The organism is Clostridium fallax (assembly GCF_900129365.1).
Lineage (GTDB): Bacteria > Bacillota > Clostridia > Clostridiales > Clostridiaceae > Clostridium_AH > Clostridium_AH fallax.
In genome coordinates this window covers 66,331-86,899 of record NZ_FQVM01000005.1, presented here as the reverse complement: position 1 = coordinate 86,899, position 20,569 = coordinate 66,331, and the positions used below count along the sequence as shown (strand labels likewise).

The window sequence follows — 20,569 nt, the reverse complement described above, 5'->3', positions numbered from 1 at the left end:
TAAGGTTATGAGGTGTAGTATGAAAAATGATAATTATATAATGGAATTTTCAAAAGATAATTTCCCAATTTTAAAGGCCAATATTAATAATAAATTAGTTTATTTAGGTAGTAAATATAATGAAAAAAAGAATATAGAATCTTTTATAAAATCTTTAAATATAAAAGATGGAGAAGATTACATAGTTATTATAGGTTTAGCTTTAGGCAGTTATTTAAAAGATTTAATAGATATAGCTACAAATAATAATATTTTAATTATTGAACCTGATGAGAATATATATAGTATAAATAAAGAGAATAAAGAAACTAATAAGATTTTAAAAAATAAAAATATAAACTACATATTATATAAAAATGATGAAGAATTTAGTGAAAAAATAAAATCATTGATAGATATAAGTTTTAATAAAACCTATGCATTTAGTATATATACTAATTATGAAAATACATTTAAAGAAAAATGCGTAAAAATAGTAAATTGTATAAATAATCATTTAAATTATATAAACTTATTGAGAAATAGCAATATATATTTAGGTGAGCAGACATTAAAAAATTATGTTAATAATTTTAAGCATATAGGAAATAATTTAAGTGCTTATGATTTTAATAATTTATTTGAAAATAAAACAGCAGTTATAGTATCTGCTGGACCGTCATTAAGTAAAAATATAAAGTATTTAAAGGAATATAAAGATAAGGTAGTTATAATAGCAGTAGCTAGAAGTTTAAATGAATTGTTAATGAATGATATTAAACCAGATTTTATATGTGCTATTGATCCGGGAAATATAATGTTTGAGTTATTGGAAAAAAATATTAATTCTGAGATTCCTTTAGTATGTATAGATCAAGTTAATAGTAAATTAATAGAAAACTATAAAGGAAAAAAAATATTTGTTTTAAATATGTTTAAAGAGACAATTAGTAAATTATTAAATAAAAAATTTATTTCTTTACCTAATGGAGGGTCAGTAGCTCATTTAGCTACAAGTTTTGCTTTATTTATGGGAATAAAGAATGTAATTTTTATAGGACAAGATTTGGCATATACAGATATGAAATATCACTCAGACAATTCAAGTAGTGAAAAACTTAGATTTGAGGAAAATTCATGGAAAAATACAGATATAGATAAAAGTACATTTATTTATGTTGAAGGTAATGAAGAAGAGTTGGTTCCTACTAATAAAGTATTTATAACTTTTAAAAATTGGTTTGAAGATTTTATAAAAGCAAATAATACTATAAAATTTATTAATTCTACTGAAGGTGGAGCAAAAATAAATGGAACAATTAAATTAAGTATAAAAGATGCGTTAAGAGATTATAGTGAAAAAAATATTAATGTTTCAAAGACTATAAAAAATAAAATAAATAATATACAAGAAAATAAAATTAATCTTATAGAAAATATAAAAAAAGATATAATTAATATTTTAAATTTATGTAGAAAAGCAAAACAATTATCTATTGAGATGAAAAATGTATATAAATACAATAAAGGTAATTTAAATGATATACTTAGAAAATTAGATAATATCGATATACGTATAAATAAAAATAAAGAGTTATTTTCACTATTAAATCTTGCGGCATATGAAGAATTAGAGGCTTTACAAATGAATAAAGAATATAGAACTAAAATTAAAGAAAGTGAAATAGAGAAACAAAATAGAATTTGTGAAAGAAATATTAAAATATACGATATATATATTAAATCTTTAGAAAAAATTTTATTGTATATAAAAGAATATGATAAGGAAGAGATTTATGGATAAATCATACGAATTATTAGAAACAAAAGAAGACTTTTTAGATATAAAATTAAATACTTTAAAAATAAATAATATTTTTATACATAGCAAGTACTATCCATTAAAAGAGGCGAAAACTTTTATTAAGAGCAAGGAAGTTCAAAATTTAAAAAAAGTTGCAGTTTTTGGATTAGGATTAGGGTATCATATATATGAAATATTAAATCAAAATTCAGAGTGTATTGTATATGTATTTGATATATTAGATAAAACAGAAGAAAAGATTATATTTGAAGATAAATTTATTAAAGAATTAAGGAAAAATTCACGAGTAAAATTAAAAATATCTTCAAGATATAGGGAAGTATTAACTTATATAAATACATATTTAAAAGAATGCGAGGAAATTATATTATTAAAATCTTATATGAATATAATAAAAGAACATTATAATGATTTATATAATGTATTAATGGATTTTGATGCCCAAAAAAAGGTTAATAATATTAAAAAAAATATATTAAATTATAATTATATAAATAATAAAAAATTAAAAATAGATGGAATAAACTCATTTTATAAAAATTATGATTTAACTAACAAAAATGTATTTATTATTTCAGCAGGCCCTTCATTAAATAATAGTATAGAAGCGTTAGAAGAAATATCAAAAAACAAAGAAAATTTCATAATTTCAGTGGGAACTGCACTTTGGACATTAAGTAGTAAAAATATACTTCCAGATGCAATTTGTATTTTAGATCCATTAGATGCTATATATAAACAAGTAAAACCATTTAAAAATTCCAATATACCATTATTATTATTTTATACTGCATCTTATAAAGCAGCAGAATGTTATTTAGGTCCTAAGTATATTTATTATAACTTTGAAAATAATAATAATAAAGTTATAGAATGTAGTAATTCAGTAGCAACGGCAGCTTTAAGTATAGGAATAAAGGGAAATCCAAAAAGAATAATATTTGTTGGACAAGATTTGGCCTTTGTTGATAATAAAATTCATAGTGATAATACGATTTATGGTTTTGAACATAAACATTATAAATCAGATAAGGATTTAATTACAGAAAGTGTAGATGGAAATTTAATATATACTAAAAAATTCTTTTTAGATATGAAAATTTGGATTGAAAGAACAATAAAGTTAAATTGTAATAATATAGAATTTATAAATTGTAGTTTAGGTGCGAATATAATTGGATGTAAAAATATAAATATAAATCATCTTAAGGATTATTTATAAAGAATTTAGTGCAATATACTATAATAAGAAAATAAAATTTTTAGGAGAAAAAATGAAAAATATTTAGGTTATAAAAACTAAAGATTATATTTCAATTAAAAATATATTTATAAAGGTTATGCAGCTATAATATTATCATTAGGGTAAAAAATATAAGGTAAAGATTAATTCTACATAAATAGAAAAAATTAACTTACAATATAAACAAATTAAATATTTATATACTGAAATAATAAAAGTATTCATAAAGGAATAAATTTAATATTTGATATATTAGGAGAAAAATTGGATTAAAGTTATATTAATATGGAGAATATAAAATCTAAAATATTATAGTATATTAAAGATAACTATGAATAATATTATTTTATCAATATAATCTAGATAAGTTATTAAAATAAAATTTGTAGCATCAAATTTTCAAGATGTTATTCAGTATGGAAAATATAGTATTTTATTATTAAAAAATATATATTTGATAATTTACATAAAGGATTAAATAAAGTTTATTAGATAGTTTGTAATGAGAATGGATTAAAAAATATTGAGTATGAGCCAAACATCTAAAGGCTTTTAAAATAGATTATTTAAGGGGACAAAATATAGTCTTAAAAGATATAAATTTAAGTGCTGATAGAAAAGAAGACTTTCTAATGGTAAAAGAAGTAATAGAAGGTTTTAAATCCCCTATAGAATACAACAATATATATAATTATTTAAAGAATAAATATTATATACACGAATTATATTTAATAAGGATGGTCATAAAATGATTGATTTTCAAGATAGATATTTAAAAATTGTAAAAAAATATTTAAAAGATAAATTTGTAGATAATAATATAGCAGAAGTAATGGAAATAATAAAGAAATCCATAATACAAATAGATAATAACAAATATAAAAATTGTGCAATATGGGGAGCCGGTCAACATACTGATAATTTTATGAAGTATTTTAGCACAAATTTAAAAAAAGTAAGCTTTATTATTGAAAATAATTTACAATTAGCTAAAGAAAAATTTAAAGCTTTAAAGGTAATAGCCCCAGAAGAGATTAATAGTAATAATATAGACTGCATACTTATATCTAGCTATGCATCAAGAAAAGAAATAACCAAAAGTATAGAGAATTTTGATAAAAATATAAAGATAATTGATATATATGAAAACTTACAGGAAAAAGGTATAAATTTAAATTTACCTTTCTATATATTATCAGATGGATATATAAAAATAAATGAATATTTACAAAAATTAAAAGAATGTAAAGAAAATGTAGAAAATGGCGTTATATTAGAAAATCTTTTATTAGAATATATAAAGTTAAGAGATTTTAAAAATATTTTTAAAACTATTAATTATTATCAAAAATTAGAAATAACAGAAAATGATAAATTTAATGATTTATTTAATGATTTAGAAGAAATGCTTATGGATTTAAAAAATATATTAAAAACAAAAAAGAATAATACTTCTTTATTATTTATTGATGCTTTAAGATATAAAGATGTAAATGATAATATGAAATATATAAAGAAAATATCAGAAAATAACGTGAAATTTACTAATGTATTTTCTACATCTATAACAACATATGAAAGTATGATATCTTGTTTAAGTGGAAAAATGCCATATTATAATCAAAATTATAAAAGACAAAGTATAGAGGAATATGAGAGTATATTTATAAAAAAAGCTTTAAGTAAGAATTATAATATAAATTTTTATGTTTTAGGAAGTGATAAGTTTATTAATAGTGATAATATAAACTATAAAGATGGTGGTATTTATTGTAGTAAAACTTTATGGAATTATGTATGTGATATGGCTGTATCAGATAATAAAAATATATCATTATTATATTTTTTACAAGAGAGTCATGCACCCCATATGGGAGGAAATTATATAGAAAATTTTGAAATACATAATACACCATTTACTTCAGGAGATTGTAATTTTAAGCAAACAAGAGATCAATATGTAAATCAATATAAAAAGTCATTGCAATATCTGGATGAACAATTAGAGTTTTATTTAAATTTTTTAAGTGACGATAATGATTTTATAATTTTTTCAGATCATGGACAAATAATTGAAGATGCAACTACTAATTTAAATTATTTAGATACTATACTAGGATGGCATGATGATAGATTTAAGGTGAATCTTATAATAAAAAGTAATAAATTTAAGAGACAAAAGATAAAAAAAATATTTAGCTTAATTGATTTAAATGATTTATTATGTGGAATAATTGATGGAAAGTTAAATGTTAAATATAGAGATTATATAAAAATGCAGTTTTCTTCAACGAATAATAAAATAATAAGAGAAAAATTTAGTTCGCAAGGGAAAGATGACTATATAAATGGATTTGAAATTTATAGAGATAAAAATTATAAATTAGTTGTAACTGGACTAAAAAAAGTTAGAGCATTTAAATTAGTTAAAAATAAGGAAATAGAAATTTTTGATAGCATAAGTATAAAAAAATTAAAAAGAAGGTTTTTAATTAATGATAGGTTATAAAGTTAACTATAATACTTAGTATAAAATTATTCAATAGAAAATTAAAAATAAAGATAAGTATGTGGCAAGTTATTTAGATAAATCTCTATTAATTAAATAACTTAAATTAATTATTTTTAAAAACAATGTATTTTCAGTTATTGTATTAGATATTTATTTAGGAGATCAAGCAATTTTCTATTACAGATTAATTTCTAATATATTTCGATATTTTTTCTATAGATAGTTAGTTTCTGCTGATTCTGTATTGTATGATAATTTGTCATTTCTAAATATTTTTAGAGATAGGAAATATATATTTCTTTTGTAATTTTTCTAGTAGAATAACTTAATGTATTTAAAATTTTATTTTATTTTTTAAAATTTAGTAGTATATTTATCGTTCATATTTCAATAAACTCGTGTATAATTTTTAATTACGATGTAATTTATTTATGAACTGTTTTTGTGTAATTTAACGGTATAATTTGTATTGTGATAAATAATTGGAAAATTTAGTCTATTTAAGAAGTAAATATAAGTTTAAATAATGATGTAGATATAGTTATAATAATAATCAATTCTAAGAAAAATATAGCAAAATTAGGCGAGATCAATATTTAATATGTAGATTATAAAATCTAAAAATGCATTATATACTTTGTAAATTAAAGAAAGATTTCTTCATAGTAAATATAATCTAATTAGAGAAGAAAAACTTAAAATTTATATATGAATATATAAATAATTTTTATGGAAAATGAATTATAATTGTAATTGCAGAATCACCTTTAACATTTTTAAGTATCACATAAAGATGGGTTATTTATAGTTTTTTAGAAGAAAAATATATGTTTTTTAATAAAGAAAATGAAAATAGTAAATATATAATTACAATAGGAAAATAGTATCAACAGCTATTAATAAGTATTGCAACAAAGTGTAAGCCAGAAGAAATAATATTAGTTGGACAAGATTTAGCATATTTAAATAATATACATCATGTAAAATGTTATGAAGAATATATAATGCTGATAGTAAAGTTAAAATAGAATCTAATAGTATTATAAAACATGTTGAAGATATAAATGCAGAAAATATTGCAATAACATAAGGATATTTATATTTTAAAACTCAAATAGAAAAAATAATAAACGATAATAAAAATATTAGATTTTATAATTATAGCAAAGGTGCAATTATAAGAGGAACGATAACTAAAGATTTTATTGAAATACTCTAAGGAGGAAATATGGAAAGTTTTAAAGATAAAAAGATACTTATAGTAGGTGGAACTGGTACTATTGGTAAAACATTAGTTAAACAAACATTAAAAGAAGGGCCAAAAGTTATAAGAATATTAAGTAGAGATGAACATAAGCAATTTGAACTTGAAAGATATAATGAATTTGAAGACTATTCAAAAATTAGATTTTTAATTGGTGATGTTAGAGATTATGATAGATTAGAAAGAGCTATGAATGATATAGATATTGTATTTAATTTAGCAGCGATGAAGCATGTACCATCTTGTGAATATAATCCAGATGAAGCTATTAAAACAAATATTATAGGGATGCAAAATGTAATAAGAGCTGCTATAAAAAATAATGTTGAATGCGTACTATTTACAAGTTCAGATAAAGCAATAAATCCAACAAATACATATGGAGCTACAAAAATGCTTGCTGAGAAATTAGTACAAGCAGCTAATCATAGTAAAGGAAGTGCTAAAACAAAATTTGTAGCAGTAAGATTTGGTAATGTTATGGGATCTAGAGGATCTGTTATTCCATTATTTAGAAAACAAATATTTGATAATAGAGAAATAACAGTTACTGATCCTAATATGACAAGATTTATGATGACTTCGGAACAGGCAATAAAGCTTCTTATGGATGTTTGCAAAATATCTAAAGGAGGAGAAGTATTTGTATTAAAGATGCCTGTAATAAAATTAAGAGATTTAGCAGAGATTGTAATAGAAGAAGTTAAAAATAAATATAAAATTAATGAAGATATAAATATTAGAGAAATTGGATTAAGACCGGGAGAAAGAATGTATGAAGAGTTAATGACAGAAGATGAATCATATAAGGGATTAGATCTTGGAAATATGTATGTTTTATCTAATAAGGAGTGTTCATTAAAGGACTATAGTAAATATTTTTCTAACATAAAAAAATGTGAGATACAAGAGTACTCATCTCATAAAGCTGAAGTTATTAGCAAAGAATTAGTCAGAAAATTTTTGTTGGATGAAAATATAATATAGTTTTTGATAGGAAAATATAGTATGAATGAATTAGAAAAAATTATTTCAAAAGAATATGACAAAGCATATACATATTTCACTGGCAATGGAACAACTGCTTTATACTTGATTTTTAAAATGTTAAATATGAAAAGTAAAAAAATATTATTTCCAGACATAACATGTATGGCTCCAGTTAATGCAGCTATATATGCTGGTTATGATGTGGTCTTTTGCGATGTAAATATTGATGATTTTACAATGAATATAGATTCTTTAAAAAAAATGATTTTAAAATATAATGTAGGAATTATTGTTCCTACACATATTTATGGTCATTTATGCAATATGAAAGATATATATAAACTAGCTAAGGAAAATAAAATAGTAGTTGTAGAAGATGCAGCACAAAGTTTAAAGATTTCAGATTATAATGATTTTGCTATAACTAGTTTTGGACATACAAAATTATTAGAAACTAACATAGGTGGAGGAGCAATATTTTATAAAAATATTGAATTTAAAAAGCTTTTTAATTATTATTCAGCAAATTTAAAAAAAGATAGCAATAGTGAAGATTTTAAAGTATATACAGAAAAATATTATAAAATAAAAAATTCTATGTTCAATGAAAAGTTTTATCTTGAAATGAAAAAATTACAAATTGAAAGTAAAGATATTTTTTTAAGACATTTTAAAAAAAATAATGAACTTTTAGATGTAATAAATAAAAAAGATTTTATAATTTCAGAGAGAAGAAAAAGAGTAGAATTATATAAAAATTTTTTGAATAAAGATAAATTTCAATTTGTGGATAATGTAAATGGTGAATTATGGAGACTCAGTCTTTTGGTTAAAGATATGGATAGAGATGAATTTATAAATAAAGTAAGAAAAAATAATATAGATATAAGTAACTGGTATCCTTGTTTACATAAGTTTTATAATAATCAAAAAGATGAAGAATTTAAAAATGCCAATTATATTTCTAAAAATATAGTTAATTTTTGGGTTACAGAGAAGTGCAGTTTAAAAAATATAAAATATGATATAGAAAGAATTAATAAAATATTAAAACTGAAAGGAGATAAAAATGAAAACTAAAGAAGCAATAATTTTAGCTGCTGGAAAGGGTACTAGATTAGCTCCTTTAACAAAAGATATTCCAAAATGTTTAGTAAAAGTAAATAATAAAACTATTTTAGAGAATACATTGAACATATTGAATGAAAATGGAATAGAAAAGGTTACTATAGTAACAGGATATTTAGAACATAAAATAAGAGAGACTATAGGACAAAGATATTTAAATATGGATATAAATTATATATACAATAAAAAATATGAAATAACAAACAACATTTATAGTTTATATTTAGCTTTGAAGATTCAAAAAAATTCAACATGGATATTTGAATCAGATGTATATTTAGATAAAGGAATACTAAGTAATACTAATTATAATGGTATAACATGGTATGTTGATTCAAAAGTAAAAAATATAGATGGATCATACATTAAGTATGATAAAAGCAACAATAATTTGGTTGTAGACCATGATATAATTAGAAATTTAGATTTAATTTATAATGATCATTGTAAGTCCATAGGAATACTTCATGTAGATAAAAATATTATTGAGAGTTTTATTAATTGGATAGAACAAGATATTATATTATTTGGATGTGACATATATTATGATTTAGTATTATATCATAATTTAAATAAAAATAGTATATATGCAAAAGATATATTAGGCAAGAAATGGTTTGAAATTGATAGTATTAAGGATTTATCTATTGCAAGGGAGATATTTCAATGAAATATGTAATGATTATAATAGATGGAATAGGAGATGATCCAATAGAAGAATTATCTATGAGAACTCCTTTAGAAGCTGCATTTATTCCTAATATTAATTATATTGCAAGTAGAGGACAAATAGGAACAATTAATACTGCTTTTAATGGATTCCCCATAGAAAGTATGGTTTGTATAATGGGAATTTTAGGCTATGATCCTAAATATTTTTATCCATGCGGAAGAGCTTCTTTTGAGGCTATGGCGCAAGGAATAAGTATAGGAGAAAATGATTTAGTTTTTAGATGTAATATTGTTGAATTAAATGAAGATGAAAATTCTATAAAAGACTTTACAGCAGGTTTGATATCTGATACTGAAGCAAAAAAATTCTTAAGAAAAGTAAATAGACCTAAAAATACATGGGAAATATATCCAGGACAAAGTTATAGAAATTTATTAATAATAAGAGATGCAGAATTATCAGCAGATAATATTAATTGCTATCCTCCTCATATGCATATAGGAGAAAAAATTAATAACTTAAAACCATTTCTCAATAGTTTAGATAAAAATAATTTGATTGAGGATTTATGGAGCTTCTTATTGAAATCTTATAATAATAATCAAAAAAGAATGTTATGGGCATGGAGTCCATCTAAGTCTATAGAATGGCCAAGCTTTAAAGAATTAACAGGCTTGAAAGGAGCGGTTGTTTGTGGACTGGATTTTTTGAAAGGAATAGCTATGGCGGGTGATATGGAATTTGAAAATATTCCAGGAGCAACAGGATATACCGATACAAACTATGAGCAGAAAGCTATATATTCCAAAAAGTATATTGAAAATAATGATTTTGTTTTAGTTCATATAAATGCTACTGATGAATTAGCACATCAGCGTGACTATATAGGAAAAATAAAAGCTATTGAAAAAATTGATGAATTAATAGTAGGACCAATATTAAAAGAACTAAGATCAAAATTTGGAGATGAATTTAGGATGGTAATTTGTGGGGATCATAAAACTAGATGCAAAGATGGAAAACATGTAGGTGATCCAGTTCCATATCTGATCTATGGTAAAGATGTAAAGCCATCGAAAGAATATATTTTTAGTGAAAAAGAATGTGGAAAATATAATGCTATAGAATCTTTAAATTTTATAAGAGAAAATTTAATACTAAAATAATAGGAGAAATTTCATGGAGTTAAGAAAAGGACCATTTCACATTGCAGAATTTTTTTATAATAAATATTTAACTTATCCTATATTACCTTATATTTCAAAAACAAAGATTACACCTAATATAATAACAACTCTAAATATACTTTTATCATTTATAACTTTTTATTTAGCTTATAAAAAAAGATTTATTATTGTCGCATTTATGATGCTGATATATCAATTTTTAGATAATTTAGATGGAAACTTGGCAAGATATAAAGATTTAAAGAGTGATTTTGGAGCAGTTTTAGATCAAGTAAGTGATTTTATATTTTACAATTTTATATTTATTTTTTTAGGGTGGGGTAGGATAAATATAATTTTAATAATATTATTAGTATTTTTAATTAATTTTTATGGATTATATGCAACAAAATATATAGTTCCCAGATTGAGAAAATTAAAAACTATAGAAAGAATAGGTTTAAAAAAATATTTGTTTAATAAGGGAATAATATTAGGAATAGATGTTGGAACTATGGACATTATATCAAGTGTATTTTTGATTTTTAGTAAAGTACAAGAATTATATATTTTTTTAATTGTATGTTTTATCTTAGATTTAGTTTATAGAACATTAGAATTAAAATATAACGAAAAATTACAATATAGTAGATAAAAAATATGATAGAGAATAAGAGGAGAACAATAATATGAATGAAAAAACAAAAGAACTATGGGAATCTTTACATAAAAACAGTAGGTTTAGACCTAAATATCCATCAGAAGTAGTTGTAAGATATGTATTTAGAAATTTTAAGAGAAATGGAGAAGAAAAAATATTAGACTTAGGCTGTGGTGCTGGAAGACATGTATATTTTATGGCTAAAGAAAATATAAAAGTATATGGAGTAGATATATCTTCAAGTGGTATAGACTATACTAAAAATGTATTAGAAAACAATGGGTTAGAAGGCGATTTAAAAGTTGGCTCTATGGATAATATACCTTATTGTGATGAAACGTTTGATGGTTTAATAAATTATGGAGTTTTATGCTATTGTGATATTAAAGGGGCATCAAAAACTGCAAGTGAAATATATAGAGTAATGAAAAAAGGTGGAAAAGTATTAATAGTAGTTAGAACAACTGAAGATTATAGATATGGAGATGGATTAGAGATAGAGAAGAATACATTTATAATAAATGAAAATGATAAAAATAAATGTGCTTTTAATGAAAATGGTATGAAGATGCATTTTTTTGATAAAGATGAAATTTTAAATATATTTAGTGATTTTAGTAGTATAAAAATAGATAAATGGGATGAAACCATAGATAATGAAAGTTATAAGGATTCAAATTTTATAATTCAACTTGTAAAATAGAATTATTTAATTTTAGAAAGTGTGAATTTTATGAAATGTTTTATTTATGATGAAAAGAAAAATTCAAATTATGATATAGATAAATTCTTAGGTAATAGTATATTACAAGTAAATTATAAACTTCACAGTATATATGAAGCTATGAAAAATTATAATTATAATTATATAGTTTGCGTAGAGAATGATTTAGTAGTTGGAGTTATGCCATTTATAATATATAAAAATGAATTTTCTAATATAATAAATTCTATGCCATTAATAGGATACGGTGGAATTGAAGCTACAAAAGAGAATAAAAATAAAATTTTTGAAAAAGTTATTGATTATTTAAATAAAGTAGCGAAAAAAAATAATGTTGATTTAATAACTATTTGTACACAACCATTTAAAGATGATGAATATACTCTTTATAAAGATATTTTCAAACCAGATTTTGAAAGAAAAAACTTTTATCAGTATTTAGATTTAAAAAAAGATATTTTTGAAAATATGAAATCTAAATTTAGAGGGAATTTAAAAAGAAATATAAAAAAATGTATAGAGAAATATAATATTGATATAGTAGAAAGTTATGATTTAAAAGACTTAGAATATTGGTATGAAAATGTATATAAGAAAAGACTTAAAGAAACAGGTTGTGTAATATATCCATATAAGGTATTTGAAGTATTTCTTACTAATATTAAAAAAGAAAAAATAAAAATGCTATATGGTATTAGTGAAGGTAAGATAATAGCAGGAGGATTGTATTTAAATCAAGGAAAATCTATAGACAACTTTATGAGAGTTGTAGATTCTAATTATTTTAATACTCAAGTAGGAACGTATATGGATTACTTAAGTATTAAATATTCTATAGATAATAAGTTTCAGTATTATAATTGGCAATCCTGTGATGATATTGGATCAAGTATATTTAAATATAAAGAAGATTGGGGATCAGAGATAGGATATCATTATTATCTTACTAAAGTTGTTGGAGACATAGAAGATTTAAAAAATATGTCTATTAAAAAAATAAAGAATAATTTTAGTGGTATATATGTTTTGCCATATGAAGAGTTTAAAAATAAATAATATTAAAAATTGGGAGTTTTTATGGATATATGTATTAGAGCAGATGGTGGATCTACTATAGGAATGGGACATATAGTAAGAATGCTGACTTTAGCAAATAAATTAAAAATAAACAATAATGTTTTTTTTGTATGTAGAGTTGATAAACCTCTTACAAATAAATATATTCCAGGTATAAACTTAATAAAAGAAAATGGATTTATAGTTAAAGAAATAGAAGAAAATAGATTGAAGCAAGATATTAAGTTTATAGAAGCTGATTGTATAATTACAGATTCTTATGATATTGACGTTGAATATTTTAATATTATAAAAGAAAATTTTAAATTAAGTGGATGTTTAGATGATGAGAATATATGTTCTTATTATAATGTAGATTTTTTAATTAATCAAAATATTTATGGAAATGAATTAGAGTACACCGTTAATGAAGATACTAAAATGTTTTTAGGAAGTAAATTTGTAATATTAAGAGATGAATTTAGAACAAAGAAAAAACAAAAATATATAAGCAAAATAATAAAAGATATTATGATTACTGTTGGTGGAAGTGATAATAATAATATTACACAAAAACTAATAGATAATTTGAAACGTGATAAATATATATTACATGTTGTTATAGGAAGTGGTTTTAATAATATAGAACTATTAAAAGGATATGAGTGTGAAAATATAAAATTATATATGAATGCAAATATGAAAAAATTAATGGACTTAGCTGATATATGTATATCATCTTGTGGAACAACAATATATGAATTAGCATCTTGTGGAACTCCTACTATAGGTATTCCGATTATAGATAATCAAGAATTACTTGCAAAAACTATGAATAAAAAAGATTTAATAAAGGTTGCATCTATAGATAATATTAACAATGTAATTAAGTCATTAACATATGAAGAAAGATTAAAATTAAGTGAAAAATGTAGTAATTTAATTGATGGACTAGGTGTAGATAGATTGGTAAAAGAAATAAATAATATGTTTTAGAAAAGAGGAAATAATGATGAATTTATTAATTATTCAAGCACATATGGGATCAACTAGATTACCTGGAAAAGTAATGAAAAAAATTTGCGATAAAGAAGTTTTATTACATGTGTATGAAAGATGTAATAAGTGTAAATTAATAGATAAAATTATAATTGCAACTAGTACAGACAAGGATAATGATGAAATAGAAAAATTTTGCTGTATAAATAATATAGAATGTTTTAGGGGAAATGAAAATGATGTTCTAGATAGATATTATCAATGTGCAAAATTATATAATCCTAATTTTATAGTAAGAGTAACGTCAGATTGTCCATTGTTAGAGCCGAGATTAATAGACTATTGGCTAGAAAATGCTATAAATGATAATGTTGATTTTGTTGAAGAAGAAAAAGAGATATTTACTGGATTTGGAGTAGATATTTTTAGTTTTAATAGCTTAATAAAAATGAAAAAAAAAGCAACTACAAATAAACAAAAAGAACATGTTGTTGGATATTATTATGATAATAAAAATCAATTTATAAATAAAAAATATCCATTAAAAGATAATTTAAAATATTTATATAGAGATTATAGACTAACATTAGATACTAAAGAAGATTTTGAACTTATTAGCTTATTATATAAAAAATTTTATCATAATGATTTTTTAGACTTACAAGAAGTAATGTGTTATTTAGATAAAAATAATCAAATATTAGAAATAAACAATATGATAAATCAAAAACTTTATTAATAGTAAAAATTATAATATAAAGTATATTTAGTTTAATGATAGTCATATTTTAATTTAAAAATATAATTTGATATACAACCATAAAATACATTAATAATAGTATATTATTAATATATAAAAAGCTGTTTATTCTATACAAAAAAGTAAGGAGTAAGTTATTTTGTGATTAATTTAGAAAAGTGCAAGTTACTAAAAAAGGCTTTTGAAAAGTCTATTAATATTGGGAACTTAGATGAAGCTCAATCAATTTTAAATGAATATTCTAAGTTAAATAAATCAGGGTTAGAATATTATAGTATGAAGGCAATTCTATGTTTTATTAGGGGAGAGTATAAAGAGGGAGAGAATATATTATTAGATATATATGATAAATATGAATATAATTTTGATATTAATTATAATTTATCATTATTTGCTTTACAAGAAAAAAAATATAAAAAGTCTTTAGAATATTTATTTAAAGCTATGCTTATTGATTCTAGTAAAAGTAAAGAATGTGAAATTCAGTTATCAATTTTGAAAAAAAAGATTAGAAAATCTGAATTTGATAAAATAAAAAATTCAGCTATAAGTTTTTTTAATAATTTCAATAAAAGCTTTCCATTTATGGATATTGATAAAGATTATGTGGGGAGTGTAGATCTTAAATTTAATGATAAATCTTATGGCGTTGGGATATATGATCATTATTTTGAAGAAAGAGATGGATTAAATGTTCCTTTAACTTTAAATCAAAGTACATTTACCAAAACTGAAATTATTCCAGGGGAAAAAGTAAAAGAGCAGATATTTAAGGTTAAAAATAAATCCTTAATGCCTATTATGGTATTAAAAGGAGATTCCGAATTGGTTATAAATATAAATAAAAAAGAAGATTTAGTACTTAAGTCTCTTTTGCCTAATAGATTTTATTATTATCCGCTAGAAAGCGGAGATGAAGTTATAATAGTTTGTAAGGATGATTTTGTTTTAGGAGATTTAATAGATTTAAATACTAATGATAATAATTCTAAATTAATTTTAAATATTTTTGTAGATGGATTATCTCAAAAATTTTTAAAAGAAAATGGTTTTGAAGATGTAATGCCAAATACATATAAGTTTTTTAAAGAGGGAACCATTTGTGAAAATTGCTATGTATCAGGAGAGTGGACTTATGTCAGTTTAGCTAGTTTTTTCACAGGGATGTATACGACAAATCATAGGGTATTTCATTCTAAATGGGATACAGATAATATAAAAAATAAAGAATTATATACTGAAATATTTAATGAAAATGGATACTTTTGTTCTAAGATAGATGGTGATTGGCGTAGTACACCAGCTTATGGATATGTTAAGGGAATGAATAGATATCTATATCAACCATCTGTAAGGGGAATGCATTGCGATGAAATAATAACTGAAACAATAGAGCATTTAGAAGCCTTTAAAGAAAAAAATAATTTTCTTTGGATTTGTATTCCAGATTTACATGATATAGCTGATGAATTTGAAGGTAGGATAAGTACTCAAGTTAAAGATTTAATTCTATGGCGTATTGATGAAAAAACTGAGGAAACAAGTGTAAGAAAAAATTTCAATATAAATAAAATCAATAGATATAGAACTCAAATTAAAAGAATAGACACATACTTAGGATTATTATTTAACTATATAAGAGATAATTATAAAGATGATGAAATTATAATAAATATGATATCAGATCATGGACAAGGTTATTTAGTTAAATCAGATGAGTTTTTAGATGAGGAAAGAACTAATACTGTTATGATGTTTAGGGGAAAAAATATACCTAAAGGAATTTGTAAGGAATTTGTTCAAGGGTTAGATTTATTTCCAATAGTATTTAATTCACTAGGAATAAAAAATTACAATATAAAGGATGGAAATATTCCTAAATGGTTCGGTGGAGAAAAGGAAAGAGAGTATACTTATACAGAAACAATTTTCCCAGGAAGTCCTTATGCTGCAGTTATAAATGATGAGAATCATAAGTTTTTCTTTGAAACTATAGAAAATTGTACTGAGGATGGTAGAATAAATGTTGAAAATTATAAGATTAAATTAATTAATAAAAATAATAATCTAGATGAAAGCGAAATCTTAAAGGAAAAAGTAAATAAATACATAAGTTTAGTTATGGAACATATAAAAGATTATATAATAATATAAAATGATTTTAAGGCGTGTAAAGTATAGTATAAATTTTTATTTAATTAAATTATAATATACTTCACATGCTTTTTTTAAAGAACAAAAACTTAAATACGATAATTAAAAGGATTTATTATATTTAATAGAAAGGAAAGACCTTATATGAATAAGTCATTTTACATAGATAAAAGAAAAGTTGGAGAAAATGAAAAAACTTTTATAATAGCGGAAATTTCAGCTAATCATAAACAAAGTTTTGAAAGAGCTGTGGAAATAATTAAAGCAGCTAAAGAATCAGGAGCAGATGCGGTAAAACTACAAACTTATACCCCAGATACTATAACTTTAGATTGTGATAATGAATATTTTCAGATAAAACAAGAAACAATTTGGGATGGTACTACTTTACACAAATTATATAGAGAAGCTTATACTCCATGGGAGTGGCAACCAGAACTAAAAAAAATAGCAGAGGATATGGGACTTATTTGTTTTTCATCACCTTTTGATTATACATCAGTAGAGTTTTTAGAAAAGATGGATGTACCTGCATATAAGATTGCTTCTTTTGAAATAAATGATATTCCATTTATAGAATATGTAGCATCTAAAGGTAAACCAGTTATAATGTCTACAGGAATTGCAACATTATCTGATATTGATGAAGCAATTAAAGCTTGTAAAAGAGTAGGAAATGATAATGTTATTTTATTAAAATGTACATCAGCTTATCCATCTCCTCTAGAAGATATAAATTTAAAAACTATACCTAATATGAAAGACACTTTTGATGTATCAGTAGGTCTTTCAGATCATACACTAGGTAGTTCAGTTTCTATTGGAGCTGTAGCTTTAGGGGCAACAGTTATAGAAAAACATTTAACTTTAAAAAGAGAAGATGGGGGACCAGATGCAGCTTTTTCTATGGAACCTCACGAATTTAAGGAAATGGTTGATGGAATAAGAAGTATAGAAAAGGCCTTAGGTAAAGTTACTTATGAATTAACTTATAAGCAAAAAAAATCAAGAGAACACTCTCGTTCTTTATTTATAGTTGAAGATATTAAAGAAGGAGAGATTTTTACAAAGGATAATTTAAAAAGTATAAGACCAGGATTTGGTTTAGAAACAAAGTACATAAGTAATATATTAGGAAAAAAATGTACTAGAGATATAAAAAGGGGAACTCCTATGGATTGGAGTTTTATTAAATAATTAAGTTATAAGTAGGAGGATGAAAATACTATGAATATATTAGTAACTGGTGGAGCAGGTTTTATCGGAAGATGGGTTGTAAAACAACTTTTAAAAGATGGACATACTGTAACAGCATTAGATAATCTATCTAATGGTAGTGAAAAAAATATAGAGGAATTTAAGAAAAATGAAAAATTTAAATTTATAAAAGGAGATATACAAGATAACTCTTTATTAGAAAAAGTTTTTTCAGATAAATTTGATATAGTATATCATTTAGCAGCATCAATAAATGTTCAAGATTCTATTGATGACCCTAAAACAACTTTTTATAACGATACTGTAGGAACTTTTAATATATTAGAGTATGCCAAGATACAAATGTTTGGTAAAAATGGACATATGGATGGAGACAAGTGGATATTAGATGAAAATGAGGAGCATCATCCTTGTAAAGTAGTATTTATGAGTACTTGTATGGTATTTGATAAATGTGATAAATTAGATGGAATAAATGAACTTCATCCAACAAAGCCAGTTTCTCCTTATGGAGCAAGTAAAATAGGTGCAGAAAACTTAGTTCAATCTTATTATCTTTCTTATGGATTACCAACGGTGGTAATAAGACCATTTAATACTTATGGACCTTTCCAAAAAACAGGAGGAGAAGGTGGCGTTGTTGCTATATTTATTAAAAATGCTATAGATAATAAAGATATAAATATTTATGGTACAGGGGAACAGACTAGGGATCTTCTTTATGTAAAAGATTGTGCAAGATTTATAATAATGAGTGGTCTTGAGAAGAATGTTGATGGTGAAATTGTTAATGCAGGGACTGGAAGAGATGTAACTATTAATGAGTTAGCTAAAATTATTTCACAGAATAAAGTGAAAATAAATCATGTAAAACATATACATCCTCAAGCTGAAATTATGAAACTTCTTTGTGATTATTCTAAGGCAAAGAATTTAATAGGATGGGAACCTAAATATACTTTAGAAGAAGGTATAGAAGAAACAAGAGAATGGATAGAGAAAAATTTTTAAAAGTTAAATATTTTTATAAATGGAGATGAGAATTTTGTGTAATAAGTTTATACCTTATGGAAGACAAAATATAGAAAATGATGATATAGAGGAAGTAATAAAGGCTTTAAAAAGTGATTTTCTAACTACAGGTCCATATGTTAAAGATTTTGAGGAAGCCATTGCAAAATATGTTGGATGTAAGTATGCAGTTACTTTTTCTAATGGTACTGCAGCTCTTCATGGGGCATGTTTTGCTGCTGGAATAAAAGAAGGAGATGAGGTTTTAGTAACTCCAATGACTTTTGCAGCATCAAGTAACTGTATATTATACATGGGAGCAAAGCCTGTTTTTGTGGATGTAGATCCTATAACTGGGAATATAGATGTTAATAAAATAGAGGAAAAAATAACTAGTAGAACAAAGGCTATAATACCGGTAGACTATACAGGACATCCAGTAGATATTGATAAAATTATGGATATAGCTGAGAAATATAATCTAATTGTAATAGAAGATGCTGCTCATGCATTAGGAAGCAAATATAAGGGAATAAAAGTTGGTAATAAGGCTCATATGACAGAATTTAGTTTGCATCCTGTAAAACCTATAACAACAGCAGAAGGTGGAATTATAACTACTAATGATGATAAACTTTATAAAAAACTTTTATTATTTAGAAGCCATGGTATAACAAGAGATGAATCTTTAATGATAAAAAATGAAGGCCCTTGGTATTATGAACAGCTAGAATTAGGTTATAATTATAGATTGCCTGATTTAAATTGTGCTTTAGGATTAAGCCAATTAAAAAAATTAGATAGATTTATTGAGAGAAGAAGAAAAATAGTAGAGAGGTATAATGAGGCTTTTAAGAACATTGATTCATTTGAAATACCTTTTGAAGAAAGTTATTCAACATCTGGATATCATATATATGTAATAAAACTTAATTTAGATAAAATTACTTATAGTAGATTAGAAGTATTTAATAAATTAAGAGAAGAGGGTTTAGGAGTTAATGTTCATTATATTCCTGTTTATTATCATCCATATTATAAGAAAATAGGATATAATAAGGGATTATGTGAAGAAGCAGAAAAGTTTTATGAAAGAATAATAACATTACCATTATATCCTGCAATGAGTGATGATGATTTAAATTTTGTAATTGAAAAGATAAAGAAAGTTTCAAATTTAATTTTAAAAAGTTAGGAGAAAAATTA

The 20,569-nt window shown here is 23.0% G+C and carries 16 protein-coding genes; all 16 read left to right on the top strand.

Features of this window, described 5'->3' with window-relative positions; genetic code table 11:
- The first annotated feature begins 19 nt into the window (after positions 1-19).
- The 16 genes from BUA70_RS04200 to pseC all read left to right on the top strand — a co-directional run bounded on the left by BUA70_RS04200 (position 20) and on the right by pseC (position 20,558).
- Positions 20-1,783, top strand: coding sequence for a motility associated factor glycosyltransferase family protein (locus BUA70_RS04200; protein ID WP_072893663.1), 1,764 nt, complete (start codon positions 20-22; stop codon positions 1,781-1,783).
- Positions 1,776-3,026: a motility associated factor glycosyltransferase family protein gene (locus BUA70_RS04195; protein ID WP_072893659.1), complete on the top strand. Its 1,251-nt coding sequence runs from the start codon at positions 1,776-1,778 to the stop codon at positions 3,024-3,026. The genes BUA70_RS04200 and BUA70_RS04195 overlap by 8 nt, the downstream gene beginning before the upstream one ends.
- A 769-nt stretch (positions 3,027-3,795) precedes the next feature.
- Positions 3,796-5,556 carry a sulfatase-like hydrolase/transferase gene (locus BUA70_RS04190; protein ID WP_072893653.1) on the top strand — a complete coding sequence of 587 codons (1,761 nt, stop codon included), beginning with the start codon at positions 3,796-3,798 and terminating at the stop codon, positions 5,554-5,556.
- Between the two features lie 1,231 nt (positions 5,557-6,787).
- A complete protein-coding gene (locus BUA70_RS04185; protein ID WP_072893650.1) occupies positions 6,788-7,810 on the top strand; it encodes a UDP-N-acetylglucosamine 4,6-dehydratase family protein in 1,023 nt (340 codons plus the stop codon).
- Between the two features lie 21 nt (positions 7,811-7,831).
- Positions 7,832-8,893: a DegT/DnrJ/EryC1/StrS family aminotransferase gene (locus BUA70_RS04180; protein ID WP_072893647.1), complete on the top strand. Its 1,062-nt coding sequence runs from the start codon at positions 7,832-7,834 to the stop codon at positions 8,891-8,893.
- Positions 8,883-9,611, top strand: coding sequence for a phosphocholine cytidylyltransferase family protein (locus tag BUA70_RS04175; protein WP_072893644.1), 729 nt, complete (start codon positions 8,883-8,885; stop codon positions 9,609-9,611). The genes BUA70_RS04180 and BUA70_RS04175 overlap by 11 nt, the downstream gene beginning before the upstream one ends.
- The gene (gene apgM / locus BUA70_RS04170) at positions 9,608-10,780 is read left to right on the top strand and encodes a 2,3-bisphosphoglycerate-independent phosphoglycerate mutase (protein ID WP_072893641.1); all 1,173 of its coding nucleotides are present in this window, start codon (positions 9,608-9,610) and stop codon (positions 10,778-10,780) included. Before BUA70_RS04175 ends, apgM begins: the two co-directional genes overlap by 4 nt.
- Before the next feature lie 13 nt (positions 10,781-10,793).
- A complete protein-coding gene (locus tag BUA70_RS04165) occupies positions 10,794-11,435 on the top strand; it encodes a CDP-alcohol phosphatidyltransferase family protein (RefSeq protein WP_072893638.1) in 642 nt (213 codons plus the stop codon).
- A gap of 34 nt (positions 11,436-11,469) precedes the next feature.
- Positions 11,470-12,144, top strand: a complete 675-nt coding sequence (locus tag BUA70_RS04160; protein ID WP_072893635.1) for a class I SAM-dependent methyltransferase — start codon at positions 11,470-11,472, stop codon at positions 12,142-12,144.
- Between the two features lie 30 nt (positions 12,145-12,174).
- On the top strand, positions 12,175-13,221 hold the full coding sequence (locus tag BUA70_RS04155) for a GNAT family N-acetyltransferase (protein ID WP_072893632.1): 1,047 nt from the start codon (positions 12,175-12,177) through the stop codon (positions 13,219-13,221).
- Between the two features lie 21 nt (positions 13,222-13,242).
- Entirely contained in the window at positions 13,243-14,217 is a 975-nt protein-coding gene (gene pseG / locus BUA70_RS04150) for a UDP-2,4-diacetamido-2,4,6-trideoxy-beta-L-altropyranose hydrolase (protein ID WP_072893629.1), read from the top strand.
- A 16-nt stretch (positions 14,218-14,233) separates the two neighbouring features.
- Entirely contained in the window at positions 14,234-14,959 is a 726-nt protein-coding gene (locus BUA70_RS04145; protein WP_083573448.1) for a cytidylyltransferase domain-containing protein, read from the top strand.
- 162 nt (positions 14,960-15,121) lie between these two features.
- Positions 15,122-17,134: a sulfatase-like hydrolase/transferase gene (locus tag BUA70_RS04140; RefSeq protein WP_072893621.1), complete on the top strand. Its 2,013-nt coding sequence runs from the start codon at positions 15,122-15,124 to the stop codon at positions 17,132-17,134.
- A gap of 144 nt (positions 17,135-17,278) precedes the next feature.
- Positions 17,279-18,331: a pseudaminic acid synthase gene (gene pseI / locus BUA70_RS04135; RefSeq protein ID WP_072893619.1), complete on the top strand. Its 1,053-nt coding sequence runs from the start codon at positions 17,279-17,281 to the stop codon at positions 18,329-18,331.
- 30 nt (positions 18,332-18,361) lie between these two features.
- Positions 18,362-19,363, top strand: coding sequence for a dTDP-glucose 4,6-dehydratase (locus tag BUA70_RS04130; protein ID WP_072893617.1), 1,002 nt, complete (start codon positions 18,362-18,364; stop codon positions 19,361-19,363).
- 34 nt (positions 19,364-19,397) lie between these two features.
- Positions 19,398-20,558 carry a UDP-4-amino-4,6-dideoxy-N-acetyl-beta-L-altrosamine transaminase gene (gene pseC / locus BUA70_RS04125; RefSeq protein WP_242977327.1) on the top strand — a complete coding sequence of 387 codons (1,161 nt, stop codon included), beginning with the start codon at positions 19,398-19,400 and terminating at the stop codon, positions 20,556-20,558.
- The last annotated feature ends 11 nt before the right edge of the window (positions 20,559-20,569 follow it).

What these genes read in the sequence shown, in the direction of transcription:
- BUA70_RS04145 (WP_083573448.1), top strand. Translation starts at nt 14,234, where the DNA reads ATGAATTTATTAATTATTCAAGCACATATGGGATCAACTAGATTACCT.
- apgM (WP_072893641.1), top strand. Translation starts at nt 9,608, where the DNA reads ATGAAATATGTAATGATTATAATAGATGGAATAGGAGATGATCCAATA.
- BUA70_RS04190 (WP_072893653.1), top strand. Translation starts at nt 3,796, where the DNA reads ATGATTGATTTTCAAGATAGATATTTAAAAATTGTAAAAAAATATTTA.
- BUA70_RS04160 (WP_072893635.1), top strand. Translation starts at nt 11,470, where the DNA reads ATGAATGAAAAAACAAAAGAACTATGGGAATCTTTACATAAAAACAGT.
- BUA70_RS04155 (WP_072893632.1), top strand. Translation starts at nt 12,175, where the DNA reads ATGAAATGTTTTATTTATGATGAAAAGAAAAATTCAAATTATGATATA.
- pseG (WP_072893629.1), top strand. Translation starts at nt 13,243, where the DNA reads ATGGATATATGTATTAGAGCAGATGGTGGATCTACTATAGGAATGGGA.
- BUA70_RS04175 (WP_072893644.1), top strand. Translation starts at nt 8,883, where the DNA reads ATGAAAACTAAAGAAGCAATAATTTTAGCTGCTGGAAAGGGTACTAGA.
- BUA70_RS04180 (WP_072893647.1), top strand. Translation starts at nt 7,832, where the DNA reads ATGAATGAATTAGAAAAAATTATTTCAAAAGAATATGACAAAGCATAT.
- BUA70_RS04195 (WP_072893659.1), top strand. Translation starts at nt 1,776, where the DNA reads ATGGATAAATCATACGAATTATTAGAAACAAAAGAAGACTTTTTAGAT.
- BUA70_RS04130 (WP_072893617.1), top strand. Translation starts at nt 18,362, where the DNA reads ATGAATATATTAGTAACTGGTGGAGCAGGTTTTATCGGAAGATGGGTT.
- BUA70_RS04165 (WP_072893638.1), top strand. Translation starts at nt 10,794, where the DNA reads ATGGAGTTAAGAAAAGGACCATTTCACATTGCAGAATTTTTTTATAAT.
- pseI (WP_072893619.1), top strand. Translation starts at nt 17,279, where the DNA reads ATGAATAAGTCATTTTACATAGATAAAAGAAAAGTTGGAGAAAATGAA.
- BUA70_RS04185 (WP_072893650.1), top strand. Translation starts at nt 6,788, where the DNA reads ATGGAAAGTTTTAAAGATAAAAAGATACTTATAGTAGGTGGAACTGGT.
- BUA70_RS04200 (WP_072893663.1), top strand. Translation starts at nt 20, where the DNA reads ATGAAAAATGATAATTATATAATGGAATTTTCAAAAGATAATTTCCCA.